Below are 26,639 nucleotides of genomic sequence, written 5' to 3' on the forward strand. Positions count from 1 at the left end.
TATTAATTGATATTGTAATTATTTATTGAGGCGGTGCTAGTACACCTGCAATTACGTGTACTCGTCCGTTCGCTGATCCACCATCGGCATCAGCAAGTACAACCTCAGCATCTAGATTAGTAAGTGATGCGCCTTGATCAGAAAGCGTACAATCAACATCACCATTAGAATCAATGAAGATTCCTACGCCATTATCAGCTGGAGCTACATCTGTATTATTGAAGAATTCCAATTGAAGGCCTAATAAGGTTGTGAACGATGCACAAGTCACTAGATCTCCTGGATCCAATGTCAACGTGTTGTCATCTGTATCATCACCTTGTCCTTGTACGATGTGATGCTTAATGATTGCTTCCCAAGTTGCTGCGTCATAGGTATCTACAGTAATTACAGGATCTGCAGCCTCAAATGTTGCGTTTGTAGGTGCAAAAACAGTGATTAGAGTTTCTCCAACTAGTGTACGATCTGAAAGCAAGCTAAGTAGTGTCTCTTCACCCTCATCAGCACCGCCAGTGACATTGTCAGAATCTGCTTTAGCAATAGCAGCAGCTAGTGTCGTAAAATCTGCCCCTAATAGAACCGGCTGAGCTACAGTACCAAGTGTAGCAACGATCTGAGCACCAATAGTTGGAGGCACAAGAACAACGTCGATTAAGTGTACAACTCCATTTGTTGCCTGAATGTCAGCAGTTGAAATACTTGCAGCAGTTGTGGCTCCAGATTCCAAAACGCCACCAGCTCCTACAGTAATCACTTCACCTTGGGCTGTAGTAAATGTTTCACCTTCTACTACATCTCCGGCAGCAATTCTTGAGGTTGCAACAACATGATACGCAAGTACAGCCTCGGCAATGTCAGGGTTAACTGTTGTAAAGTCTTCTAGGCCTAAGGTTCCTAAAAGAATTGTAAGAGCTGCATCAGTTGGAGCAAATACAGTTAGGTCAGCATCTGGATTATCGAGTGTAGCAACTAAGCTGGAAAAAACAGAGAGCTCAGCTTTAAGAAGGGATAGGTTCTCGGTGTTTTCCACTAACTCCCAAACAGTTTCTGTTGCTGCTGGTTCTCCTCCATCATCACTTCCACAGCTTGTGATTGCTATAAAGGACGCCATAATACCCACAAGGGTAAAGGCTTTTAAATACTTCAAAATAGATTTTTTCATTGTATTTGGTTTAAGTTAACGTACGAATATAAAAATAATAAAATAAACTCTGCATGCAGAGCATTGTTTGCATATAAGACACTTTTTAACCTCGAAACGTTGACTTAATTTTAAAATTATGTCACAACCTCAATTCAAACATTTTCCACATATAAGGCAAAAACTCTTTGTGGTGGTATTCGGCACAGAAACCCGATCAGGTAAACTATTCGATATTGTACTCTTATGGGCCATTGTATTGAGTGTAATCAGTGTGATGCTTGAAAGCGTGAAGGAAATACGAGAATCTTATGATACTGTATTTGTAATCCTGGAGTGGTTTTTCACCGTACTTTTCTCCATAGAATACTTACTGCGCTTGTTTATTACCGCCAAACCCAAGAAGTATGCATTTAGCTTTTTTGGGATTGTTGACTTACTGGCAACTCTACCTACTTATATCACCCTATTTATGGCAGGAGGTAGTTACCTTGTTGTTATCAGGTCGCTTCGTCTGTTACGTATTTTCAGAATTCTAAAGCTGGGAAGGTATCTAAGGGAAGCTTCTGTTTTGTCCAATGCACTTGCTGCGAGTCGCTACAAAATTTTTGTTTTTCTGGGAGCTGTTTTCACATTGGCAATGATCATGGGAACGCTTATGTACATGATAGAGGGGGGCGAAAGTGGATTCACAAGCATTCCAAGGAGTATTTATTGGGCCATTGTTACCATAACTACAGTTGGTTACGGAGATATTGCTCCTCAAACAGTAACAGGACAGGCGTTCGCTTCTATTTTAATGCTAATGGGGTATGCGATCATAGCTGTTCCTACAGGAATTGTTACAACCGAAATTGCACAAGCAGAAAAGAATAAGAAGTCAGAAGAATCAGGTAAACGATCATGTATCGCATGTGGTAAGAAAGGACATGATAACGATGCAATCTTTTGTAAGAACTGCTCAGCGAAACTTTAGGCAGATGGCTTGTTTCTAAACGTTCGAATAACTAACCAAATGATCACAATGGAAAAAATCACAATCAACATCACGTTGGATACGTCCGAAACAGTCAATGAGCTAGCCCAATCCGAAAAATTCGTCTCTTTTTCTTCCATTATTTTTTTTGGCATAAATATAGCATTGATATAATCAACTGACCGAATACTTTTGGTAACTTACGTATGAAAAATTGTATTAATCTATGAAACTACTTTTAATAGCTATACTATTTTCATTTATCCAGTCGCCTGTCACTGTCGTAAAAAATAATGGTGACCAGATCGTTTTGAGTCAGGCCATATTTTACCAAAAACAAAATACTGGAACGAAAGACATAATTAACTATTCGTATCGCGGAAAGCCAGGAACCATTAAGATTGGCGATATTAAACGCATAAGCTTTAAGGAAACGGTAAGAAAGAAAAAAGGTGTTCCTACCTATCGTGTGATATTGGTACGAAGCAACAACACCAAATTGGAAGTAGAGATAGATATGGTCAAAGTGGAGGGGATGACCGCCGATGGGAAAAGTGAATCTATGAGCCTGGGATCTGTGGATAAGATTTCGTTTTAATAGGAGTAAAGAAAAGATGGATTTTTGACAATCTAATCCTTTTATAAAAGGAGAGCCCCCAGACTCTATGTCTGAGGGCTCTTTGTTTTAAGTGCACTCGCAAGGATTACTCATTCGCAAAAACATACGCTCGGTCCCTCGTGAAACCTATGGGTTTCGAACCGAGGCTCTCATCCTTCCTGTGCGTTTATTGAAATTAGTCACAAATAAAAAAAAGCATCTACCAGTTGATAGATGCTTAAAAGTGCACTCGGAAGGATTCGAACCCTCAACCCCCAGAGCCGAAATCTGGTATTCTATCCAGTTGAACTACGAGTGCATAAAACCTACTTGCTTTCAGGGTCGCAAATATAGAAGGAACCATTTAAATTTAATAAGTAAGTCAAAAGCTATTCGTGATTGACTGCAATTAAGATTCCCAAGTCTCACTCGTTCCTCGTTCGCAAGGGGATAAGATTGTGATGTGTTTTCATCTTTTTCTACATTCCGTATTCCCTAGGGAGACCGACGAATAGAGGTCGAGTCATGAGAGTCTCCTTAAAAAAATGAAAACCAAAAAAAAAAGCCCCCCTGACAAAATCGACAGGGGGGCTTTTTATTCAGTGGTGATTGTATTTTCAGGTTTTTTATAGTCTAATTAGCTTAGCATGACAAGCAAAACAATCACCGTTAAAACAGATAAAAAGAATCTAACGTAACTCATAATAGAATTTATTTTGATGTCATAGGTATGTCCACCAACGACTTAGAAACCCCCAATCGTTTCTTTGAATAGAACAATTATTTCGATGAGAAAGGCTTAAAACAAAAAAAGCCTTGATGTAATTACATCAAGGCTTTCTATTCTCAATTCTTAATACTGTTTAAGAAAGTACCTCTTTCACTTTATCAGCAGCGTCTTTCAACACAATAGCTGAAGTCACTTTCAATCCTGATTCTTCAATGATTTTAGCACCTTCTTCAGCATTGGTTCCTTGCAGTCTCACAATAATTGGCACATTGATGTCTCCAATGTTTTTGTAAGCTTCCACCACACCATTCGCTACTCTATCGCATCGAACAATTCCTCCGAAGATATTAATTAGAATCGCTTTTACATTTGGATCTTTAAGGATGATTCTGAAACCAGCCTCAACTGTTTGGGCATTTGCTCCTCCGCCTACGTCCAAAAAGTTGGCAGGCTCACCACCCGATAGTTTAATGATGTCCATGGTAGCCATCGCAAGCCCAGCTCCATTTACCATACATCCTACGTTTCCGTCTAGCTTCACATAGTTCAGGCCTGATTTCCCCGCTTCAACCTCTAAAGGATCTTCCTCAGTCAGGTCTCTAAGTTCTGCAATGTCTTTGTGACGGTATAACGCATTATCGTCAATGTTCACCTTCGCATCTACAGCAAGGATTTTATTATCTGAAGTCTTTAGTACCGGGTTGATTTCAAATTGAGAAGCATCCGTTCCTTCATATGCCTTGTAAAGCGCAAAGATGAATTTAACCATGCCTTTGAATGCTTCACCTTCCAGACCAAGCGCAAATGCAACTTTTCTAGCCTGGAATCCCTGAAGTCCAACAGCAGGGTCGATCCATTCTTTTACAATTTTGTCAGGTGTTTCTTCTGCTACTGTCTCAATGTCCATACCTCCTTCAGTAGAGGCCATGATCACGTTTTTACCAGTAGCTCTGTCCAATAGAATGGACAGGTAATATTCTTTAGGATCAGACTCCCCAGGATAGTATACATCCTGAGCGATCAACACCTTGTTTACTTTTTTTCCTTCAGCACCGGTCTGGTGAGTTACCAATGTTCCTCCTAAGATATCCTTGGCTTTTGGTGCCACTTCATCCAGGCTTTTTGCCAATACCACACCATTGGATCCAGTCTCGTTGACTTTCCCTTTCCCTCGTCCACCTGCATGGATTTGTGCTTTGATCACATACCATTCGGTACCTGTTTCTCTGTTCAGTTCTTTAGCGGCTTCTACCGCTTTATCAGGTGTGTCAGCAACCACACCTTCCTGGATGGTTACGCCGTATGACTTTAAGATTTCTTTGGCTTGGTATTCGTGAATATTCATTTGTTCAATGTTTCTTCAATCAGCGGTTTGCTACAACTTCAAACTTGCGCACCTAAAAATGCTCAATGTTTGGGTTGAGCATCATGCTCATTCATGGGAACTAAATTTTCTGCGAAGCTAAATCATCACGAACGTATAACCAAGTTGAAATCGTGCTGATAGCGGATTTCTGGATGATAAGCATATCTTTGCCGCCATGCTCAAAGCCGATAATATCCACAAATCATATAATGGATTGGATGTCCTTAAGGGAGTTAACCTGTCAATTGACAATGAGGAGGTGGTGAGCATTGTTGGAGCCTCTGGTGCTGGTAAAAGTACGCTCCTGCATATCCTGGGAACCCTTGACACACCGGATAAGGGGAATGTGAGTTTGAATGGAATTGAAATCTCGTCTCTTTCGCAAAAAGAGATGTCCAAATTTCGCAACGAAGAAATCGGATTCATTTTTCAGTTTCATAATTTGTTTCCGGAATTTACCGCACTGGAAAATATCTGTATTCCCGCCTATATCAAAGGAGAAAGGCAAGCGGAAAAGCGGGCGGAAGAGCTGCTTAAAGTATTGAATCTAATAAAGAGGAAGGACCACAAACCATCTGAGCTTTCCGGTGGCGAACAGCAACGGGTTTCTGTAGCCCGAGCACTTATCAATGATCCCTCTATTGTATTTGCTGATGAGCCTAGTGGAAACCTGGATTCCCAAAGTGCGGATGATCTGCACAAACTTTTTTTTGATTTGAGAAACAAAATGGGACAAACTTTTGTCATAGTGACTCACAACATGGAGCTCGCTGGAATGGCAGATCGTAAGCTTGAAATTAAGGACGGAATTATAACTTCTTGATAAGTATTGAGTCAGGGAGTAAGATACATGCTTTTTGCATCATTCACTTTCACCATAATGAAAGTGTGTGTAAAGCTGGTGCCTCATATTCCGGCCATCGAAATTATCTTATTCAGGTCGGTTATTTCCCTGGCAATCAGTGTTTTATTTCTTAGCAAGCAACGGGTAAATATCTGGGGTAACAACAAAACTTACCTGATTGGCAGGGGTGTATCAGGCGCCATTGCGCTAGTCATCTACTTCAGCCTGCTTCAACAAATTCCATTAGCCACAGCTTCCACACTTCAATACCTGGCGCCCATTTTCACAGCTGTACTAGGAATCTTTATTGTGGGGGAAAAAGTAAGGAATATTCAATGGTTATTTTTTGCCTTAAGTTTTGCCGGTATTCTGATTATTCAGGGTTTTGATCCCAGGATATCGTTTATCCACCTGGTGATGGGGATCAGTGCTTCTTTATTCATGGGACTGGCATACAATTTCATACGAAAGCTAAAAACCAGTGAACATCCATTGGTGATTATTTTCTACTTTCCATTAATCATGTTGCCGATTTCGGCCGTCTGGTCTTCGTTTGTTTGGGTTCGGCCAATTGGCTATGATTGGTTGGTATTGATTCTTGTGGGTATCACTACGCAGATCGCTCAATTCCTGATGACGAAAGCCTACCAGAAAGAAGAGCTAAACAAGGTATCCATCCTTACCTACATTGGAATCATCTATTCATTGGCATTTGGTTTTATCATTTTCGATGAGACTTACAATTTGGTCACTTACGGAGGAATGGCTTTGGTACTTACAGGTGTCATTTTGAATGTCGTATGGAAGAAAAAACATCCTTGATTTTATTTCGACCTTCTGCTTAATTTGCATCTTCTAAAAACCAAAAGAATACATCATGGGAAGAGCGTTTGAATACCGAAGAGCAGCGAAAGAAAAGCGATGGGACAAGATGAGCAAAGTGTTCCCTAAGCTGGCAAAGGCAATCACTGTTGCTGTGAAAGAGGGGGGAGCTGATCCAGAAATGAACGCCAAGCTGCGAACGGCGATTCAAAATGCTAAGGCAGAGAACATGCCAAAGGATAACATCGAGAATGCTATCAAGCGTGCTTCAGGTAAAGATATCGATGAAATTCATGAGGTTACCTACGAAGGCAAAGGACCTCATGGAGTGCTTGTGTTTGTAGAAGCAGCTACGGATAACACCACACGTACAGTAGCAAATGTGAAGTCGTATTTCAATAAAGCTGGAGGAGGATTCGTACCGTCTGGTTCGCTTGAGTTTATGTTTGACAGAAAGGCAGTGTTTGAGTTTGAGAAAAAGGAGGGAATGGATCGTGAGGAGTTGGAGCTATCGCTCATAGATGGTGGCCTGGAAGAACTGGAAGAGAACGAAGGCACGTTCTATGCGTATGCAGACTATACACAGTTCGGAGAGATGAATAAGGTACTTGAAGACCTTGAAATCGATGTGAAGAAAGCAACGCTTAAACGAATTTCAAATAATCCGGTAGACTTTACAGAAGATCAATTAGACGAGATTGAGAAGATGCTTGATAAGATCGAAGATGACGATGACGTGCAGGCTGTGTACACGAATATTGCATAGTGGTAATAAGAAATGAAATAAAAAAGGGACTCATCTGAGTCCCTTTTTTTATTATGAATTTTCTATTTATTACCCTTTGCTTGCCATGTATTCTATAAGCTCAACTACTTTGGTAGAGTAGCCCCACTCATTATCATACCAGCTTACTACTTTCACAAAAGAATCAGTCAGTGCAATGCCAGCATCAGCATCAAAAATCGATGTTCTAGGATCCCCGAGGAAATCAGTAGATACAACGGCATCTTCCGTGTAACCAAGAATTCCTTTCATATCACCCTCAGAAGCAGCTTTCATAGCAGCTTTGATTTGATCGTAAGAAGCTGGTTTTTCAAGATTTACGGTCAGGTCAACAACAGAAACATCGGCTGTAGGCACTCTGAATGACATTCCTGTAAGCTTTCCATTCAATTCTGGAATGACTTTTCCTACTGCTTTGGCAGCTCCTGTAGAAGATGGGATGATGTTTTGATAAGCGCCTCTACCGCCTCTCCAATCCTTCATGGATGGACCGTCTACAGTCTTCTGAGTTGCTGTTGCAGCATGAACAGTAGTCATCAAGCCATCTTTGATTCCGAAGTTGTCATGTAAAACTTTTGCGATTGGTGCAAGACAGTTAGTCGTACAAGACGCATTTGATACAAACTGCATGTCAGGTGAATACTTGTCTTGATTAACACCCATTACGAACATTGGAGTATCGTCTTTAGACGGTGCAGACATCACTACTTTTTTCGCTCCTGCATCAATATGTCCTTGTGCTTTTTCTTTTGTTAGGAATAAACCGGTTGACTCTACCACATATTCTGCATTTACATCTCCCCATTTAAGGTCTGCTGGATTCTTCTCTGCAGTCACTCTGATAGTTTGTCCATTAACGATTAGGTTTCCGTCTTTAACTTCTACAGTACCCTTAAATCTTCCATGAGTGGAATCATATTTTAACATATAGGCGATGTAATCCACATCAAGTAGGTCATTGATTCCGACAACTTGCAAGCCTGGGTTCTCCACTGCTACTCGAAATACCAGACGCCCGATTCGTCCGAATCCATTAATACCGATTTTTGTAGCCATAATTTGTTTTGATTTGAATTTTTTGAAGGTGCAAAAGTAAACCTACTTTTTGAGGTAATCAATTTTATTCACTATGCCCTTTTAGGTATCAATAGAAACCTTTCATATCAAATTCTTTTCATGCTGTACTTTCAATGATTATCATGCGTTTGATTAAAAACCTTTTAACACTAGAAATGAAAAATTTTAAGAACCTATCTATCATGTTCATTGCCATGATAGTGTTCATGTCATCATGTACATCACTCAGCGATGGAGGGAGTAGCGATGAGCTATCCCTTGACTATGAAAAATTCACTCTTGATAACGGACTCGATGTAGTCCTTCATCAGGATGACTCAGATCCTATTGTAGCCGTATCTATTCTGGTGCACGTTGGGTCAAACAGAGAAAAACCAGGCCGAACCGGCTTTGCACACTTCTTTGAGCACATGCTGTTCCAGCGATCTGAAAATGTGCCTGAAGGAGGATTCTTTAAGAATATTAACGAATGGGGTGGTACATTTAATGGAGGCACCTGGACAGACGGAACCATTTATTATGAGGTGGTGCCTAAAGACGCTCTGGAAAAAGTATTATGGATGGAGTCTGACCGAATGGGCTTCTTCATCAATGCGGTTTCCTTGGCGAGCCTTGAGGGTGAAAAGCCGGTTGTGCAAAATGAGAAACGTCAACGAGTGGACAACCAACCCTATGGACACACGCAAAGTGTGATTCTAAAAGCCCTTTATCCGGAAGGCCATCCATATAACTGGACGGTAATTGGAGAACTGGAAGATCTTCAGAGCGCTACACTAGATGATGTAAAAGAGTTTTATGAGCAGTGGTATGGACCAAACAATGCCACTTTAGTTATCGCAGGTGACATTAATAAAGAGGAGGTAAAACAATTGGTCGACAAGTACTTCGGCGAAATACCATCCCGAGGAATAGATACCCCGATGGATCCTCAGCCTGTTACACTGGAAGAGACCAAAACTTTCTATTACGAGGACAACTTTGCTCAACTCCCTGAGATAAGAATGACTTTTCCAACCGTGGAGCAATTCCACCCGGATCAATGGGCATTGGACGTTTTAGGACAAATACTTGATGATGGAAAGCGTGCGCCACTATATAAATCGATTGTAGAAGAGGCAAAAGTTGCCCCAAGTGTTTCCACGTACAATAGTTCTAATGAGCTGGCAGGTACATTTACCATCCGTGTAAGAGCCAATGCAGGTACTGATTTGGACACTGTTCGCGCAGTGATCAATCAAACATTAGTAGATTTTGATAAGGAAGGCTTTGATATCAAAGATCTTGAAAGAATCAAGGCGGGTCTGGAAACGGATTTTTACAATGGTATTAGCAGCGTGTTGGGTAAAGCATTCCAACTAGCCAGCTACAATGAGTATGCCGGTGATCCGGGTTTCATTGAAAAGGACATTGCAAACATCAAGGCGGTTACTCAAGATGATGTGATGAGAGTGTTTAGAAAGTATATCCTTAACAAGGATCACATTGTGACAAATTTTGTACCTAAAGGCTCTGCTGATTTAGCGATGGAGGGTGCTGCTATGGCCGACATCAAAGAGGAAGGAATCAACGAGTTTGGTCAGAGTGAAGTAATTGAAGAAGAGGGTGATTTTACCATTGTTAAAACAGAATCTTCATTTGATCGATCAGTAGAACCTGAGTTTGGTGAAGCACCACTGGTTACCCCTCCTTCAATTTGGACTGCTCAAACAGAGAACGGCATTGACGTGTATGGAGTAGAAGCCAATGAGCTTCCACTTGTTAATTTTTCCATGAGAATCATGGGTGGCCACTACCTGGATAATCTGGATAAAATAGGTGTTGCTAACCTCATGACTGATATCATGATGGAGGGTACAGCCAATAAAACTCCGGAAGAATTAGAGGATGCAATTGGTCAGCTAGGGGCTAACTTGAACATGTTCACTTCTGACGAATACATACAGGTGTCTGGCAATTGTCTTTCCAGAAATTTTGAGGCAACCATGGAGTTGGTTCAGGAAATACTATTGGAGCCGCGGTGGGATGAGAAAGAGTTTGACCGAATCATTAATCAAACGCTACAGTCAATCAAGCAGCGAGAGACCAACCCTAATGCAATCGCAGCTGTTGTTACAGACAAAATGCTATTTGGTGAAGATCATATTCTTGGTCATCCATCAATTGGTTATGAAGATCATATTAAGTATATCACTATTGATGATTTGAAGGCCTTTTACAACAACAATTTTGCGCCAAATGTGACCAACTATCATGTAGCAGGTAATGTCACACAAGAACGTGCGATTGATGCATTGGGTAGATTGAAAACTGAGTGGGAAAAGCAAGAGGTGAGCATGCCAACTTATATTGTGCCTTCTGTACCTTCTGACCCTCAGGTGTACTTTGTAGACGTTCCAAACGCTAAGCAGTCAGTTATTAGAATGGCTCGATTGACCGTGCCTTCTGATGATCCTGCATATAATGAGATCATGGTAGCCAATGATCGTCTGGGTGATGGGTCTTCAGGTAGATTGTTTCAGATTTTACGTGAAGAAAAACAGTTTACTTATGGAGCATACTCGTTCCCAGGTAGAAATGTCATGGCTCCCGGCACATTCACAGCTTTTTCCAGTGTGAAGTCTTCTACTACGAAGGACGCCCTGGATACTTTCAAAGAAGTAATAGGAACGTATGCGGAGACATATACAGAAGAGGATCTGACAAAGACAAAAACTTCCATGATAAAGGAGAATGCAAGAAACTTTGAGACATTATTTAACCTCTTAGGTATTCTTCACAATATTAGTACATATGGACTTCCGCAGGATTACATTGATCAGGAGCAGAAGACTGTTACCAATGCGACTATTGAAAGCATTCAAACCACTGCTAATGAGTACTTTGATTTGAGCAATTACATTTTTGTGATTGTGGGGGACAAAGCTACTCAGTACGATCAGTTAAGAGTAGATGGTCCTGGCGATCCGGTATTAGTGGATAAGTATGGAAATGAAGTGGGAGTGATGTAATCATTCTCTTAAATAAAAAATATTAAAACCCGTTTGGCGAAAGCTGAACGGGTTTTCTTTGTGTTGAACTTAATATAATACATGTTTGAAAATTTGAATTTCCATGCTTCCCTTGATGAGGATCGGTTTGATAGGTGGCTGACTAAAGGCAGAGAGAGTAAGATCAGGTATGATTATCTGGTTGTTCTGTGGGATGAGATGGAGAAAGATTACCGCCCGATCTACCTGGCAGATAGATCAGAACTTGCAAAGTATCAGGACGACCGAAGCAATATCAGCGATGTTTTTGTAGCAGCCTATGATCTGTATACTGAGTCTAAGATTTTATAGATATTCTTCGTGAATTTTGACTCTGTCTCATCCGCATAATGATACAAAAAAAGCAACCTTTTCAGGTTGCTTGATCATGAGGCGCTGAGCGGATTCGAACCGCTGTAAAAGGTTTTGCAGACCTCTGCCTAGCCACTCGGCCACAGCGCCATAAAATATGATCGCAAAAGTAGGAAAAAACGAGTCATCAACCAGCGGTCGATGACTCGTTTTATGAATTACTTATCTTCTTTTTCTTCTTCCTCTTTCTTGGTCTTGGCCTTTGTCGCTTTTTTAGGAGCTGCCTTACCTGCATCTTCCATTTTGTCTTTCAATGCTGATAGTGCATCAAGGTCACCCAGAGTAGACTTCTCAACTTCTTTGTTGATCTTATCTAGCGTGTTTCCTTTCTTGCCGCCAGACTTCTTCGCAGAAGCTGCTTTCGGCTGCTCAGCATCTTTGTTCCAAACAGAAGTGTGAGAAAGAACAATTCGCTTGTCATCTTTAGAGAAATCAAGCACTTTAAATTCTAGTGTTTCACCTTCAGCGGCGTTAGTGCCATCCTCTTTCTTAAGGTTTTTAGGTAATACCTGACCCTCAAGTCCGTAAGGAAGCTCTACAGTTGCGTTTTTGTCTCCAACACTAGTAATTGTACACTTGTGAGTAGATCCTTTAGTAAACACAGTTTCGAATGTATCCCATGGATTTTCTTCAAGGTGCTTGTGGCTTAAGGCTAGTCTTCTATTCTCAACGTCAAGTTCCATTACTTTCACCTCAAGCTCGTCCCCAACTTTCACAAATTCAGATGGGTGCTTAATTTTCTTCGTCCATGAAAGGTCAGAAACGTGTACCAGACCATCGATCCCTTCTTCAAGCTCGATGAACAAGCCAAAGTTTGTAAGGTTTCGAACTGTTCCTTTGTGCTCTGTTCCAATCGCGTACTTAGTAAGTACATCCTGCTTTGTCCATGGATCTTCAGTAAGTTGCTTGATGCCGCAAGACATCTTACGCTCTTCTCTGTCAATCGTTAGAACTACAGCTTCGATCTCGTCTCCAACACTCAAGAAGTCAGATGGGTTTCTCAGGTGCTGAGACCATGACATTTCTGAAACGTGGATCAATCCTTCTACACCAGGGATGATTTCAAGGAATGCGCCATAATCTGCCACATTTACAATCTTACCTTTCACCTTAGATCCAACGTCGATATCCTTATCAAGTGAATCCCAAGGATGATCAGTAAGCTGCTTCATACCTAGAGAGATTCGCTGCTTGTTGTCGTCGAAATCTAATACTACAACATTCACTTTCTCGTCAAGTGAAAGCACTTCTTCCGGGTGATTGATTCGACCCCAGCTGATATCTGTAATATGAAGAAGGCCATCTACACCACCCAAATCGATGAATACACCGAAGTTGGTCATATTCTTGATTACTCCTTCTAGGACCTGACCTTTCTCAAGGTTGTTCAGGATCTCAGCTTTTTGCTCTTCAAGATCTTTTTCAATCAGTACTTTGTGTGAAACTACTACGTTATCGTTGGTGTAGTTGATTTTTACAACCTTCACCTCCATAGACTTTCCTACGAATACATCAAAGTCTCTAATAGGCTTCACATCAATTTGTGATCCAGGAAGGAATGCCTCAACGCCATAAACGTCTACGATCAATCCACCTTTGGTTCTTCGCTTCACAAAACCTTCGATCACAGAATCATTGTCAAGTGCACTTTGGATAGATTCCCAAGCCTTAACAATCTTTGCTTTTCTTCTTGAAAGAACAAGTTGGCCATTGGCGTTTTCCTGCTCTTCAATATATACCTGTACTTCATCACCAGCTTTCAGGTCTTGCATGTCTCTGAATTCTGAAAGAGACACAAGACCATCAGATTTAAAGCCGATATTAACAATTACTTCTCTGTCAGTGATGCCTACCACGGTACCAGTGATAAGCTCTTTTTCAGTAATTTCCGTAAGAGTGTCTTCGTAAAGCTTTTCCATTGCCTTGCGATCCTCTTCAGAATACTCATCTTCAAACCCACCATCAGAATCAAAATCGAAATCATCGTCTTGTGGTTCGATTTCCGGAACTTCTTTTTTTGGTGCTTTTTTAGCCTTAGGCTCTTCTTTTTTCTCTTCTTCTTTCTTCTCCGCCTTAGGTTCAGCTTTGGCCGCTTTTTCTTCTTTCACCTCTTCCTTCTCTGCTTTTTTAGTTTCAGCTTTCGCTTCTTCTTTTTTCTCAGCCTTTACTTTGGTTTCTTTCGTAGCAGATGTTTTGGAAGCTTTTTCGTCTTTCACTTCCTCTTTTTTGTCCTCTGCTTTTTTTGTTGCTGCCTTTTTTGTTGTGGTTTTTTTAGCAGCAGTTGCTTTTGCTTTGGTTTCTTTCTCCTCCGCTTTAGCAGTTTCTTCTTTTTTCGCCATAATAAAAAATGACTCCCGTTAGGTACACTGTGTCAGTTGGAGTCAGCACTGACCAGCATTTTTATTTAACATTCTCCGACGATTCTCGCCTAGAGCCATTCCATTTTAGAACGGAGCGCAAATTTAAGGAATTTGATTCATAAAACCATTCATGGGGTTAACTTTAAGCACAATCTATAATTACATCTTTTTTATGAAATACATTAAAATACTTCTTCTATCATTGGTAGCTCTCTCATGTCAAAAGTCAGAGCCAGAATTAGCTGCAGACACTATAATCTTCAATGGCTCGATTTATACCATGGATGAGACTAATCCTCAGGTAGAAGCCGTGGCAGTAAAAGCGGACACAATTTTATACGTAGGGACAAAAGAAGGTGCAGATGTATTTCTTGGAAAGGAAACAAAAGTAATTGATCTCAATGGACAAACGATGGTTCCGGGATTAACCGAAGGGCATGCGCATATCATGGGAGTGGGGTATAACCTGTTGAATGTGGATCTCCGTGAAGCAAAGAGCTACACGGAGGTTGTGAATATGGTAGCAGAAAGAGCAGCAAATACACCTGAGGGAACATGGATCACGGGGAGAGGATGGCACCAGGATAAATGGACTGAGAAACCTGAAATGGCGAACGGATTTCCGACACATGATTTATTGAGTGAGGAAGTACCCAATCATCCGGTCTATCTAAAGCATGCAAGTGGACATGCAGCTTTAGCAAACGCGAAAGCAATGGAAGTTGCCGGAATCAAGGGTGACACTCCTCAGCCTGATGGTGGAGAAATATTTATGAGTGTGACTGGGGAACCTACAGGTATATTTAATGAAACTGCACAAAGACTGATCAGTAAAGAAATCCCCGACGCTACTAAGGAGAGCGATGAGCAAGCATTAAAATTAGCTCTTGAGCAATGCTTTAAATATGGAATTACAGGCTTTCACCAGGCGGGATCGGGTCCGGAGCATATCAATCTTTACAAAGAGTTTGCTGAAAGAGGGGATTTAAAGCTTAGACTCTATGTGATGTTAAACGGCAGAGATCAGGATTTGCTTGATGAGTACTTTAAAAATGGAATTGAAGAAGATTTATACGATAATCAATTGACGGTGAGATCGGTGAAGCTTTATGCTGATGGGGCTTTAGGTTCAAGAGGAGCTTGGTTACTGGAAGAATACACAGATGCTCCTGGTGTACATGGTCATAATGTTATGCCAATGGCAGATATCGAAGAAGTTACTCAACGTGCGTACAAGGCAGGGTTTCAGGTATGTGTCCATGCAATTGGGGATCGCGCAAATAGGGAGGTATTAGATATCTATGAAAGAACATTTAAGCTTTACCCTGAAAGTGCTCCGAAAGAGCCTCGATTCAGAATAGAGCACGCACAACACTTTCACCCTGATGATATTCCTCGGTTTGCAGAGATGGGCGTAATTCCTTCCATGCAAGCCATTCATATGGCATCAGACAGGCCGTGGGCAATTGACCGACTGGGGCAGCAACGGATAGAGTGGGGAGCATATATGTGGCAAACACTCTTACAATCCGGTGCACGAATTGTGAATGGAACAGACGCACCTGTGGAGCCTATCACACCGCTCGCTAGTTTCTATGCCTCTGTTAGTCGTAGAACGCTTGAAGGTAATCCGGAAGGAGGGTATGAACCATCTGAAAAGATGACAAGAGAACAAGCACTTCGCTCCTACACATTAGATGCGGCATATGCAGCTTTCAGAGAAGACAGAAAAGGCAGTATTGAAGTAGGGAAGTGGGCAGACCTTACTATCCTTGATAAGGATATAATGACTATTCCGGAGGATGACATTCTTAATACAAATGTTGCTATGACCATTATTGGTGGACAAATTGTATACGAGGCTGAATAAAAAGTAGCGGACTTGATAGTACAGCAGAATATTTCATTAAAGCCATACAATACCTTTGGTCTGGATGAGAATGCAGGCTTTCTGGCTATTATTGATTCTATAGACGACCTGGACGAGATATATCAGACAGGACGATTTCGATCCCAGAAAAAGATGATTCTAGGAGGAGGATCAAACGTGCTGTTTACCCGTGGGTTCACAGGGGTTGTTGCCAAGAATGAAATTCGAGGTATCCAGATTCAAAATGAAACCGAGGAAGATGTACTTGTTTCCGTTGGTGCCGGTGAAAACTGGCATCAGTTCGTGTTATGGTGCGTAGAGCGGGGCTATGGAGGTGTTGAAAACCTTTCCTTGATTCCAGGCACAGTGGGTGCTGCACCCATGCAAAATATTGGAGCATACGGTGTGGAGTTAAAGGAGGTGTTTCATTCATTGGAGGCTTATGAGATAAAGAGTGGTAAGACCATTCCGTTTTATAAAGAGGACTGCAAGTTTGATTATCGATTCTCAGTGTTCAAGGGAGAACTGAAAGATGAATTTGTAATAACAAAAGTGTTTTTTAAGCTATCTAAGAAACCGAACTTCAATATTTCATACGGGGCAATCAAAGACACGCTGGAGGAAATGGGAGTAGGTGAGCTTACACTAAAAAATGTAAGTCAGGCAGTCATAAATATTCGTCAATCTAAGCTACCTGATCCAATGGACATTGGGAATGCTGGTAGCTTTTTCAAAAATCCCATCATTGAAAAACTCCATTACGAAGCATTGGAAGCCGAATTTCCTGATATCAAATCCTATCCGCTTGATGATGACCATATTAAAGTGCCGGCAGGCTGGTTAATCGAAAAGGCAGGATGGAAGGGGTACAAGGATGGTGAGATAGGAGTTCATGATAGACAGGCACTTGTTTTGGTCAATTTTGGTCAGGGTAGGGGCAAAGACCTTTTCAAACTTTCACAGCATATCCAAAAATCCATTCAACAAAAATTTGGAATAGAACTGGAACGAGAGGTGAATGTGGTTTGATCAATTTGATTGAAACTCATCAAAGTCTTCCTTTTTGAGGATCATTGGTGTAATGGGAATACCATAAAATTCGGTAGTATGTCCCGTTATTTCTGCTCCAATGGACTGTAACAGCTTTACAGTAACGTCTCTTGCATCAATATGTATTTCTTGAATATCCATTTGGAATAAATCATTAAAGGATTGAACTGCAAGTTTTTTTCCAAGACCCTTTCCTCTTTGATGGACGCTTACAGCCAACCGACCCCAGTGCCACTCCTGCACATCTTTCCATGCAGCAGCTGTTCCAACGATACGTCCATCAGATTGAATACACCACCAAAATTGCTTTTCAAATTTTAAAGGGATCAATTCTTTAGGTATCTGTTGCTCATGCGTAAAGACTGTCTCCAAAAAAGCATATGCTTGAGGAAGAGATGATTCGTCAAGTCTGTTTACTGCTAGAAGATTCATGATACAATGTTTCAATTAAGTTATCAAAATAGAGTAGGATATGAATCAATATTTATGTTACTATTTTAGATGAATGATCAATCAACCGCTATTTATTGTTGCTGTACTTTTTATGCTGGTTTTTGTTAGTGAGTGGCTCTGCAAGCACACCTTTTTAAAGCATATCAGTAGTTCGCTTCTTGTGATTATACTTGGAGCTATTGTCGCAAATCTTGAGCTTATTCCATCAGCCTCCGATTCCAGTCCGATTTATGAGAGTGTGTTTAAATTTATAGCTCCAGCAAGTATTTTCTTTCTGCTGTTAGGAGTGAATTTAAAGGAACTAAAGAGAGCCGGGATACCCATGCTTGTTGCCTTTTTGCTTGGTAGTCTGGGTACCATGATAGGTGTTATTGTTGCGCTAAATATGATAAATTATGAAATGATTTTTGGTGCAAATGCGGCCGCTATTGCTGGTATGATGACGGGTACCTACACCGGAGGAAGTGCTAATTTCAATGCAGTAGCCCTGCATTACGAGGTGTTTAGGGAGGGAGCTGTCTACACTGGAGTAGTTGTGGCTGATAATATCGTGACCGCTATTTGGATGGTTGTTACTCTGACCATACCAATCGTTATGCAAAAAATCAGACCACACGCAAGCATTTTAAGTGAAGATAATTATGATAATGAATTAGAACGAGAGACCGAATCCGTCGATCCCAAGAGTCTGGCAATCATTTTATTTATGGGGACAGGAGTTTTGTTTCTATCTGATTTTCTATCTGATTGGCTGAGAGGATCAGGAGTAAGTGTCCCTTCTATTTTGATTTTAACCACAATCGCTTTGATTCTTGCACAAATCAGAGTTATACAATCAATTCCTGGTGCTAAGCTTTTAGGGATGTTTGCTATTTATCTATTCTTAGCTGTTGTTGGTGCGTTTTGTGAAATAGGAGCAGTGATTGAAGTAGGAACTTATGCATTCGATATCTTTCTCTTTACTACACTCATTGTCCTTATTCATGGGCTGTTTATTCTGTTAAGTGGAATGTTGTTTAAATCCGATTGGTCAATCATCGCAATTGCCTCACAAGCAAATATCGGTGGCCCAAGTACAGCTTTGGCTCTTGCAAAAAGTGTGAAAAGGAATGACTTGATTCTTCCGGCTATTCTTGCAGGATCTTTGGGAGCCGGGCTTGGAACTTATTTAGGGTTTTTGGTGGCCGGTTTGTTAGGTGCATAAGCCAAAAGTTTAACTACCCAAATCTGCCCCTGATATAAGTGCTTCTGTAAATGTCTGTTCGTACTGGAACAATTACTGGCTTATAATTCTCCTTACTTTCAACTAATTTTGCGGTGAAATTTTTAATCCCAACAATAAAAGAAAATAGATCATGAAGGTAACTGTAGTAGGCGCTGGAGCCGTTGGCGCGAGTTGCGCAGAATACATCGCAATTAAAGATTTTGCATCGGAAGTTGTACTTATCGATATCAAAGAGGGCTTTGCTGAAGGTAAAGCCATGGACCTGATGCAGACAGCATCTTTGAACAGCTTTGATACCAAAATCACTGGTACGACTAACGATTACTCTAAGACAGCCGGAAGCGATGTTGCAGTTATTACTTCTGGTATTCCACGAAAGCCTGGAATGACACGTGAAGAGCTGATTTCTACGAACGCAGGTATTGTGAAGTCAGTGGCAGAGAACCTTATCAAACACTCTCCTGAAGTGATCATCATTGTGGTTTCTAACCCAATGGATACGATGACGTATCTGGCTCATAAAGCATTGGGACTACCAAAACACCGTATCATCGGAATGGGTGGAGCGCTAGACTCTGCAAGATTCAAATACCGACTGTCTGAAGCATTGGATTGTCCAGCATCAGATGTGGATGGAATGGTGATCGGTGGTCATAGTGATACAGGCATGATTCCTCTTACAAGATTGGCGACCAGAAACAGTGTACCTGTTTCTAAGTTTTTGAGTGAGGATAAATTGAACTATGTGTTGGAAGAAACGAAAGTAGGGGGTGCAACCCTTACAAAATTGTTGGGAACTTCTGCATGGTACGCTCCCGGAGCGGCTGTATCTGCCATGGTTCAGGCGATTGCTTGCGATACCAAGAAAATGTTCCCTTGCTCTTGCATGCTGGATGGTGAATACGGTCTCAAAGATATTTCTATTGGAGTGCCTGCGATCATCGGAAGAAATGGCGTGGAGCAAATTGTAGAAATCGAATTGGATGAGGCTGAAAAAGCTAAACTGGAAGAAAGTGCTGCCGCGGTAAGCAAAACAAACGGTGTGCTTTCTGAGATGAACATCATCTAAGAAAATACTAAACGTTTAATATAAGCCTGTTTCACATCTGGTGGGACAGGCTTATTTTTGTTTAACACCATACAAATGCAAAATACCCAGAACCTTATAAGCAAAAGCGACCTAATCAGCCGTGACTTGAGCTGGCTTCAGTTCAATCATCGCGTGCTCGACCAGGCTAGAAAAGAGAAAAGAAATCTTTTCGAAAAGCTGAAGTTTCTGGCGATTACTTCAAGCAATGCGGATGAATTTAACATGATCCGTGTGGGTAGTTTGTACAACTACCTGGATTACGGGAACGACCGTATCGATTATTCCGGTTTAAGAGCCATTCCATTCAAGAACGAGTTGCTTGCTGGTCTGAAAGAGTTCGGAAAGCAACAAAACCAGCTTTTTCTGGATCTAAAGCCCTCTTTCAAGAAACACAACTTTGAGATCAAAGGATATGATGAGCTGACCGATAAACAAAAGAAGTCGGCTAGCAAGTATTTTGAAAAGACCATCTTTCCTATGCTTACGCCGATGGTTTTTGACCCCTACCATTCATTTCCGATTTTGATGAATAACATCCTCATATTCGGAGTTGTGACCAAAGCATTAAGGTCTAGGGAGAAGAAAAAGATGTCCTTTATTCAGTTGCCACAAAATCTCCCACGGTTTTTTGAGATCAATGAAAAGGATAAAGTCACATTTGTCCCAATCGAAAGGATTGTTCAACAACACTTTGACCGCTTGTTTAAAAATGTTGACATCATTTCCAGTTCATTATTTCGCGTGACCAGGAATGGAGACTTCACTCTGGAGGAGTCCGAAGATATTGAAGCAAACTTCCTGGAAGAGATGAAGAAAAAGCTCAAGACCAGAAAGACCGGACGGGTAGTAAGGATGGAAGTAGAAGAGGGTGGAGACCCGTGGTTGATCAAGCAACTTAAGAAGCGTTACGAGATTGGAAGCGAAAACATAAAAATTACTCCTGAGGGATCACTGATTGATTTCACTTGTCTATGGCAAATAGTGAATCACGAAGAGTTTAAATCATTTCTGCCGATTCGTCCAAAACCGGTACCTCCTGTTAGTATGTCGGATGTGGAGCACCAGGATATGTTTAAGATCCTGAAAGACCGGGATATCCTTCTTCATCATCCATACAATACGATTGAACCACTTCTCGATTTGTTGGAGCAGGCTGCTGATGATCCTCATGTATTATCTATTAAACTAACGATCTATCGTTTAGCTAAGGATAGCAGGGTGGTTGAGGCTTTGCTGCAAGCTGCAGAAAATGGCAAGCACGTATCGGTACTTTTTGAAGTTAAGGCCCGCTTTGATGAAGAAAACAACATGAAACAGGCGCAGCGCCTTCAAAAGGCGGGTTGTTTTGTTATATATGGAGTTGGCTCTCTAAAGACGCATACCAAGCTTTTGCTGATAGTAAGAAAAGAAAAAGAAAAAGTAAATCGCTTCGTTCATATGAGTAGTGGTAACTATAATGAGGCGACATCCAAGCTATATACAGACATGAGTCTGCTTTCTTCGGATGAATCATATGCGAATGATGTGCAGGAATTCTTCAATGTAATCACCGGACACTCAATGCCGGAGGAGTACGATAACCTGATCACAGCCCCAACCCAAATGCGGAAGGATCTTATAAAGCTGATCAATAAGGAACGAGAAAATGCGATAGCCGGCATTCCAAGTGGTATCGTGATTAAGCTCAATTCGCTTCAGGATAAAGATGCCATCATGGCTTTATATGAGGCTTCAAAAGCTGGGGTGCCTATAAAGCTGATCGTTAGAGGAATTTGTTGTTTACGACCGGGAAGAGAAGGCCTTAGTGAAAATATTACTGTACGTTCAATTGTTGGTGAGTATTTGGAACATTCACGGATTTTTTACTTTCACAATGGAGGTGATCCACAGGTGTATTGTGGAAGCGCAGATATGATGGTGCGTTCATTCGACCGTCGATTGGAGTCGCTTTTCATCATTAAAGATCCGCTATTGAAACAGCAGGCAATCAATATTCTGACTTATAACCTCAGAGATAACGTCAATTCTTATGAAATGAAAGAAGGTGGAGAGTATGTTCATTTAGAACCTAATGGACAAGCCCCATTTGATATACATCAGGAGTTTTATAAGGTTAGAAGAGAGATTATAATGAAGGCTAAGCTTTTTGAATAAAAAACCCACCTTTCGGTGGGTCTTGCTTCACTAACCAACACTACTAAATTTCAAAGAAGGATAGTCCGTGTATCCTTTCTCTCCGGGAGTATAAAATGTGTCAAAGTCTGGTTGATTTAAATCAGCATTGTGTTTCATCCGATCTACTAAATCAGGATTTGCCAGGAAAGGTCTTCCAAAAGCAACCAAATGACCTAACCCGTTTTCTATATCTTTCTCCGCTAAAGCTCTGTCATAACCACCGGAAATAATGATGGTACCTCCGAAAGCATCTCTAATTCCTTCTTTCAGCGGTCGTGGTACTTCCGGCGATCCCATAGCAGAATGATCTACCAGATGAATATACAACAAGTTTAACTCCTTCAGTTTTTCTGCCAGGAAAAGAAATGTTTCCTCTTGCCCATCAAAGGGATTGATATCATTAAAGGCTCCTCCTGGGGATAAGCGCATGCCAACTTTATCTGCTCCGATGGCTTTAATCGTTCTGGCAGCCACTTCCAGGGCAAATTTTACTCTCCCCTCAACTGCTCCTCCATAATCATCGGTTCTTCTGTTGCTTTCAGGGTTAATGAATTGCTCAATCAAGTAACCGTTTGCTCCGTGTATTTCAACACCATCAAACCCAGCTTCAATGGCATTTTCAGCAGCCTTTACAAATTCTTCTATTGTGCTTTCTATCTCTTCGGCAGTCATTTCTTTTGGTACTGGAATTTTCTGAGTACCCTCCTGATCTGTATACATTTCTGTGGTAGCAGGAGCAATAGCGGATGGGGCAAGAATATTAGCACCTTTTGGCATATTTAGAGGGTGGGAAATTCTTCCGGTATGCATTAGCTGCATAAATATTTTTCCACCTTTTTGATGTACGGCATTTGTAACTGACTTCCAGGCTTCAATTTGATTTGGATTGTAAATTCCAGGAATTCGAGGATACCCTACACCATTTGGGGAAGGAGCTGTTCCCTCGGAGATGATAAGTCCGGCATTAGCTCGCTGCTCATAATACTCTGCCATAATAGATGTGGGCACATGATCCTGATCTGCTCGGCTTCTGGTCATTGGAGCCATTACCGTCTTGTTTTGCAGGGTTATTTGTCCTAGTTTATAACGATCAAAAAGGGTTGAATTAGTGTTCATAATATTAAAGGTATTTACATTTAATGTATATACATATATAAATGAATGAAAGTTCTTTTTTGTTTAAGAATATCTCAGAAATTTTTAGAGAGATCAACCATCCTTTGTATGAACGCGTCGTTATTTGGATCATTGAACTGGATGAAGTGTTCATCACTCTCCAGCCTCAGTGAGCCTTCATAATTAACTCTTAGTGTTTCATAAGGCATAATCCATGAATACTCCTGCAACTTGTGACGGAAGTGAATGATGATGCCTTTAGGTCTGAGTTCAATACTTGCGGTAGATACATAATGATCGGCATTCATGTATTGCTTATAGTCCTCACTAATCTCATGGATGGTCATCCTGCGGGAACCAATACCGCCCATTTTCCAACGCTCCTTCCAGTTGAAAGGCAATCCAACGGCATTATTTATTTTTCGAGTGGTTTCTTTATCTGGGTATGAAGTGTCAAAAATCATCTAGTTGTTAAATGCTACGGTCGGGATTTCGTTCCAAATAGCATTTCGTTGTTCTTTTACTTGCTCCAACACCTTTTGTCCGGATTTTGTTACCCTAAACAAGTGCTTTCTGCGTCCTCCTCGTTCCGGAGTTGCTCCGCCGTATCTCGAATCCACATAGCCTTTCGATTGTAATCGTGCTAACGCTGCATGCACCGTGCTGATTGTAATGGATCTGTTGCTACGCTTTTTGATCTCTTTTTGTATGGCTACTCCATATGCTTCGTCATACAAAACTGCGACGGTTAGCATGATCAATTCTTCTAATTCTCCGAGGTTTGTTCCTTTCATCGCTTATTCATTACTTAAGGTTTCTGATGGGTTAGTGTTTGCTGTTTTTATTGATAGGCTGCTGATAATCGCTACACTAATGATAAGTGTGAGGCAACCAGCAACTACAAAAGCAAATGCATCTATTGTGATCCTGTAGACAAACTCATCCAGCCATTGTGAAATCAGATAGTATGCCAAAGGTGTGGCGATAAAGAAGCTAACCACAATGATTGAGATAAATTGCTTATTAATCAACGAAACAATGGATTTCACAGATGCGCCCAGTACTTTTCTTATGCTTATTTCCTTTTGTCTTTGTTGCAAGATGAGTGCGGTCAGTCCGTAGAGACCTAAGGCACATAGGATGATACTGATAAAAGAGTAGAGTGTAGACATTCCTAGCAGTTGTGTCTCCTTTTCATATTGTGTATCAAACCACTCATCTACAAAGTAAAAATCTATGGGTGTTCTGGTAGCTAATTGGTCCCACACATCCAGTATGTATGCAATCGTTTCTCGCTGATTTTTTCCCGACAAACGTACGGAAGCATTCCAAATGGTAGTCGTGTTAAGGTAAAGGATGGTCGGTTGAATAACTGCAGTGGCTAAGGAGTTGTAGTGGAAGTCATCAACCACCCCAATGATCTTAGCAGGCTCTCCATCTTGGCCAAACCGGATATGCTTGCCAATTGGATCATCCCATCCCAGAAAATCCACCATCGCCTGGTTAATGACCAGATTGTTGGAATCAGCTAACGTATTTTTGAAAAACGTTCTTCCGTAATTCAGTTCCATTCCATAGGTGTCAAAAAAGTCTTGATCTACTCCAAATATTCTAGTCGTCACTTCATTTGAAAAGCCTTCCGGGAAGACCGTAGTAGAATATGTCCCGGATCCAATGGCCGAACGAGAGATGGAAACGGAGCTAATGTTTGGATTCTTTAGCAATTCTGACTCGAAAATGTCTATTTTTTGATCCACTTCATTACTGACATCTATCACCATCACTTGCTCTTTATCAAATCCCAGGGGTTTATTTTTTAAATAGTTGGTTTGCTGGATAACCACCACTGTACAGATAATTAAAAAGATGGAGATGCCATATTGAAGGGTCATCAATACTCTTTTGAACCACCCATTGGCGCCAACAGACAATGACTTTTGAAGGATAGAAGAAATAGGTGGGGCAGATAAAACTATGGCTGGATATAGACCTACCAGTAAACTGATGATAAGAATAAAAGCGACAGCAGCAGTAATAATCACAGGCTGAAACAAAGCAGATATTGCCAGATCTTTACCTATTAATGGGTTGATTTCGGGGAGAAGTAGTACCAGTAATAGGAAGCTAATTATTGTTGCTATGGAGGTGTTGATGAATGTTTCTGCAACAAATCGACTCATCAATTGGCTTCTGCTGGATCCCATCACTTTGCGAATACCTACTTCAGTGTAAGTCTCAGATGCCCTGGAAAGCATTATATTGACATAATTGACACTGGCTATTAAGAATACAAGTAGGGCTGAGAAACTCAAGGTAAGAACGAATGTGATACTCCCTGATTTCATTCCCCTATTGGCTCGAATATTATCCCCGTACAAATACATATCCGCAAGAGGCATAAGTTTCAGGAAGTAATTCTCCGCACGTTCCTGAAAGTGCCGATTCATCATATCGGGAAGCATCGCCTCCACTTGCTTGGGATTTGTTCCTTCTGAAAGCTTTACGAACGTGAATATTCCTTGCGCGAGCCAATTATTCATCCAGGTATACGACAGGGGCCCCACATTGGGAACGGTGGTGCTCCAGGAAACAAGTGCGTCAAATTGTAGTGACGACCTTCTCTGTAAATCCTTGAAGACACCTGTGACTGTATAGTTAAGTCCATGAAGTCCAACGACAACTTTTCCTATCGGATTTTGATCTTTAAAAATTGATTGAGCCAAGGATTCACTGATCACAATGGATGACGGTGCTGTAAGTACTTGCGTAGGATCTCCGGCTTTCAATGAGAAATCAAAAAATTGGAAAAAGCTGGAATCAGCGAAATAGAGCTGGTCTGTAGCAAAGTTATTTTCTTCATATGAAATGATGGCCTTTGAGAACCAAGGACAAATCCGAACATATTCTTGAATTTCAGCATATTCTTGATGCATGGTGGGGCCCATCATGCCTGAAGTCTCATAGGTCAGATGATTGGTATTTTCGGCAGGATTTACGTGCCTTTTGTAAAGACGATAGGTCTTGTCTGTGTCAGCATGCTGTTTATCAAATTGTAATTCATCAAACACATACACTAGTGCGAATAGCGCACATGTAATTGCGGTAATTAATCCGATTAGATTGATTGCAAAAAATGCTTTGTGCTTCTTGAGTGATCGATACGCTGTAAGTAGGTAATTGGTCCAGATTGCCTTCATGTTTGTAACTCTTTTTGATCGTTTTCTTAATCGCATCCTGAAAAATCCAGCAGCCTGCATCAGGTAAATAAGCTTGGCTTTTACAGAACCATGTTTCTCTACATTCTCGAAAAAGAGTTCCTCTAAGTCACCGGAGATGCCTTCAAAAAGATCGGGCTCACAATACCGTTCGATTAACCGTTGAATCCATTGTGGGGCCCGTTTATCGTTTGTTCTCATTGACAGATCTACTCCAAATTACTATGTAAGGTTACTAAATCTTTCGTATTTGTAGAAATTGAAGAGTTCAACGGGTTGTTTAGAAATATGTTTCGTTTTTGTCGAAATTGAAATGAAAAATAAGCTCAGCAACCCTTGCTGAGCTTAA

At 41.1% G+C, this 26,639-nt stretch carries 22 protein-coding genes and 2 tRNA genes; 12 read left to right on the top strand and 12 right to left on the bottom strand.

Annotated elements, in window-relative coordinates; genetic code table 11:
- Positions 1-22: 22 nt before the first annotated feature.
- Positions 23-1,162 (bottom strand): fasciclin domain-containing protein, encoded by a 1,140-nt coding sequence (locus tag ACXAH9_RS13450; protein ID WP_474895373.1) that lies wholly within the window; start codon positions 1,160-1,162, stop codon positions 23-25.
- 118 nt (positions 1,163-1,280) lie between these two features.
- Between ACXAH9_RS13450 and ACXAH9_RS13455 the strand changes: the two genes are divergently transcribed.
- Positions 1,281-2,117 carry an ion transporter gene (locus ACXAH9_RS13455; RefSeq protein ID WP_474895374.1) on the top strand — a complete coding sequence of 279 codons (837 nt, stop codon included), beginning with the start codon at positions 1,281-1,283 and terminating at the stop codon, positions 2,115-2,117.
- Here the strand turns inward: ACXAH9_RS13455 and ACXAH9_RS13460 are convergent.
- A complete protein-coding gene (locus tag ACXAH9_RS13460; protein ID WP_474895375.1) occupies positions 2,114-2,272 on the bottom strand; it encodes a hypothetical protein in 159 nt (52 codons plus the stop codon). The genes ACXAH9_RS13455 and ACXAH9_RS13460 overlap by 4 nt on opposite strands.
- Before the next feature lie 71 nt (positions 2,273-2,343).
- On the opposite strand from ACXAH9_RS13460, the gene ACXAH9_RS13465 reads away from it, so the two are divergent.
- The gene (locus tag ACXAH9_RS13465; RefSeq protein ID WP_474895376.1) at positions 2,344-2,715 is read left to right on the top strand and encodes a hypothetical protein; all 372 of its coding nucleotides are present in this window, start codon (positions 2,344-2,346) and stop codon (positions 2,713-2,715) included.
- A 245-nt stretch (positions 2,716-2,960) separates the two neighbouring features.
- Here the strand turns inward: ACXAH9_RS13465 and ACXAH9_RS13470 are convergent.
- Positions 2,961-3,034: transfer RNA gene (locus ACXAH9_RS13470), tRNA-Arg, on the bottom strand.
- A 544-nt stretch (positions 3,035-3,578) separates the two neighbouring features.
- Positions 3,579-4,790: an ADP-forming succinate--CoA ligase subunit beta gene (gene sucC / locus ACXAH9_RS13475; RefSeq protein WP_474895377.1), complete on the bottom strand. Its 1,212-nt coding sequence runs from the start codon at positions 4,788-4,790 to the stop codon at positions 3,579-3,581.
- Between the two features lie 196 nt (positions 4,791-4,986).
- On the opposite strand from sucC, the gene ACXAH9_RS13480 reads away from it, so the two are divergent.
- The 3 genes from ACXAH9_RS13480 to ACXAH9_RS13490 are packed head-to-tail and all read left to right on the top strand — an operon-like array spanning position 4,987 to position 7,243.
- The gene (locus tag ACXAH9_RS13480; protein ID WP_474895378.1) at positions 4,987-5,634 is read left to right on the top strand and encodes an ABC transporter ATP-binding protein; all 648 of its coding nucleotides are present in this window, start codon (positions 4,987-4,989) and stop codon (positions 5,632-5,634) included.
- 27 nt (positions 5,635-5,661) lie between these two features.
- Positions 5,662-6,477, top strand: coding sequence for a DMT family transporter (locus ACXAH9_RS13485; protein WP_474895583.1), 816 nt, complete (start codon positions 5,662-5,664; stop codon positions 6,475-6,477).
- Positions 6,478-6,532: 55 nt separating this feature from the next.
- Entirely contained in the window at positions 6,533-7,243 is a 711-nt protein-coding gene (locus tag ACXAH9_RS13490; protein WP_474895379.1) for a YebC/PmpR family DNA-binding transcriptional regulator, read from the top strand.
- Between the two features lie 69 nt (positions 7,244-7,312).
- Here ACXAH9_RS13490 and gap read toward each other — a convergent pair whose 3' ends face one another.
- Positions 7,313-8,317: a type I glyceraldehyde-3-phosphate dehydrogenase gene (gene gap / locus ACXAH9_RS13495; protein ID WP_474895380.1), complete on the bottom strand. Its 1,005-nt coding sequence runs from the start codon at positions 8,315-8,317 to the stop codon at positions 7,313-7,315.
- 176 nt (positions 8,318-8,493) lie between these two features.
- On the opposite strand from gap, the gene ACXAH9_RS13500 reads away from it, so the two are divergent.
- Positions 8,494-11,346, top strand: a complete 2,853-nt coding sequence (locus ACXAH9_RS13500) for a M16 family metallopeptidase (protein ID WP_474895381.1) — start codon at positions 8,494-8,496, stop codon at positions 11,344-11,346.
- A gap of 81 nt (positions 11,347-11,427) precedes the next feature.
- The gene (locus ACXAH9_RS13505) at positions 11,428-11,676 is read left to right on the top strand and encodes a hypothetical protein (RefSeq protein ID WP_474895382.1); all 249 of its coding nucleotides are present in this window, start codon (positions 11,428-11,430) and stop codon (positions 11,674-11,676) included.
- Between the two features lie 79 nt (positions 11,677-11,755).
- On the opposite strand, the gene ACXAH9_RS13510 is transcribed toward ACXAH9_RS13505, so the two are convergent.
- Both ACXAH9_RS13510 and rpsA read right to left on the bottom strand, forming a co-directional pair.
- Positions 11,756-11,826: transfer RNA gene (locus ACXAH9_RS13510), tRNA-Cys, on the bottom strand.
- Positions 11,827-11,894: 68 nt separating this feature from the next.
- Entirely contained in the window at positions 11,895-14,075 is a 2,181-nt protein-coding gene (gene rpsA / locus ACXAH9_RS13515) for a 30S ribosomal protein S1 (RefSeq protein ID WP_474895383.1), read from the bottom strand.
- A gap of 193 nt (positions 14,076-14,268) precedes the next feature.
- Between rpsA and ACXAH9_RS13520 the strand changes: the two genes are divergently transcribed.
- Positions 14,269-15,966: an amidohydrolase gene (locus ACXAH9_RS13520; protein ID WP_474895384.1), complete on the top strand. Its 1,698-nt coding sequence runs from the start codon at positions 14,269-14,271 to the stop codon at positions 15,964-15,966.
- 12 nt (positions 15,967-15,978) lie between these two features.
- Positions 15,979-16,995 (top strand): UDP-N-acetylmuramate dehydrogenase, encoded by a 1,017-nt coding sequence (gene murB, locus ACXAH9_RS13525; RefSeq protein WP_474895385.1) that lies wholly within the window; start codon positions 15,979-15,981, stop codon positions 16,993-16,995.
- Here murB and ACXAH9_RS13530 read toward each other — a convergent pair whose 3' ends face one another.
- Positions 16,996-17,448, bottom strand: a complete 453-nt coding sequence (locus ACXAH9_RS13530; protein ID WP_474895386.1) for a GNAT family N-acetyltransferase — start codon at positions 17,446-17,448, stop codon at positions 16,996-16,998.
- Positions 17,449-17,521: 73 nt separating this feature from the next.
- Here ACXAH9_RS13530 and ACXAH9_RS13535 point away from each other — a divergent pair, with 73 nt between their 5' ends.
- From ACXAH9_RS13535 to ppk1, 3 genes are all read left to right on the top strand, one after another.
- A complete protein-coding gene (locus ACXAH9_RS13535) occupies positions 17,522-18,673 on the top strand; it encodes a DUF819 family protein (protein ID WP_474895387.1) in 1,152 nt (383 codons plus the stop codon).
- 151 nt (positions 18,674-18,824) lie between these two features.
- Positions 18,825-19,763, top strand: coding sequence for a malate dehydrogenase (mdh, locus tag ACXAH9_RS13540; protein ID WP_474895388.1), 939 nt, complete (start codon positions 18,825-18,827; stop codon positions 19,761-19,763).
- A gap of 75 nt (positions 19,764-19,838) precedes the next feature.
- A complete protein-coding gene (gene ppk1 / locus ACXAH9_RS13545; protein ID WP_474895389.1) occupies positions 19,839-21,938 on the top strand; it encodes a polyphosphate kinase 1 in 2,100 nt (699 codons plus the stop codon).
- Positions 21,939-21,968: 30 nt separating this feature from the next.
- Here ppk1 and ACXAH9_RS13550 read toward each other — a convergent pair whose 3' ends face one another.
- The 4 genes from ACXAH9_RS13550 to ACXAH9_RS13565 form a co-directional block, all read right to left on the bottom strand.
- A complete protein-coding gene (locus ACXAH9_RS13550; RefSeq protein ID WP_474895390.1) occupies positions 21,969-23,075 on the bottom strand; it encodes an alkene reductase in 1,107 nt (368 codons plus the stop codon).
- Between the two features lie 74 nt (positions 23,076-23,149).
- Positions 23,150-23,539, bottom strand: coding sequence for a hypothetical protein (locus ACXAH9_RS13555; protein ID WP_474895391.1), 390 nt, complete (start codon positions 23,537-23,539; stop codon positions 23,150-23,152).
- Complete coding sequence (locus tag ACXAH9_RS13560) at positions 23,540-23,869, bottom strand: PadR family transcriptional regulator (protein WP_474895392.1); 330 nt, start codon at positions 23,867-23,869, stop codon at positions 23,540-23,542.
- A 3-nt stretch (positions 23,870-23,872) separates the two neighbouring features.
- Positions 23,873-26,491 (bottom strand): ABC transporter permease, encoded by a 2,619-nt coding sequence (locus tag ACXAH9_RS13565; RefSeq protein ID WP_474895393.1) that lies wholly within the window; start codon positions 26,489-26,491, stop codon positions 23,873-23,875.
- Between the last annotated feature and the right edge of the window lie 148 nt (positions 26,492-26,639).

It is taken from the genome of Ekhidna sp. ABH4_415, from assembly GCF_056161305.1.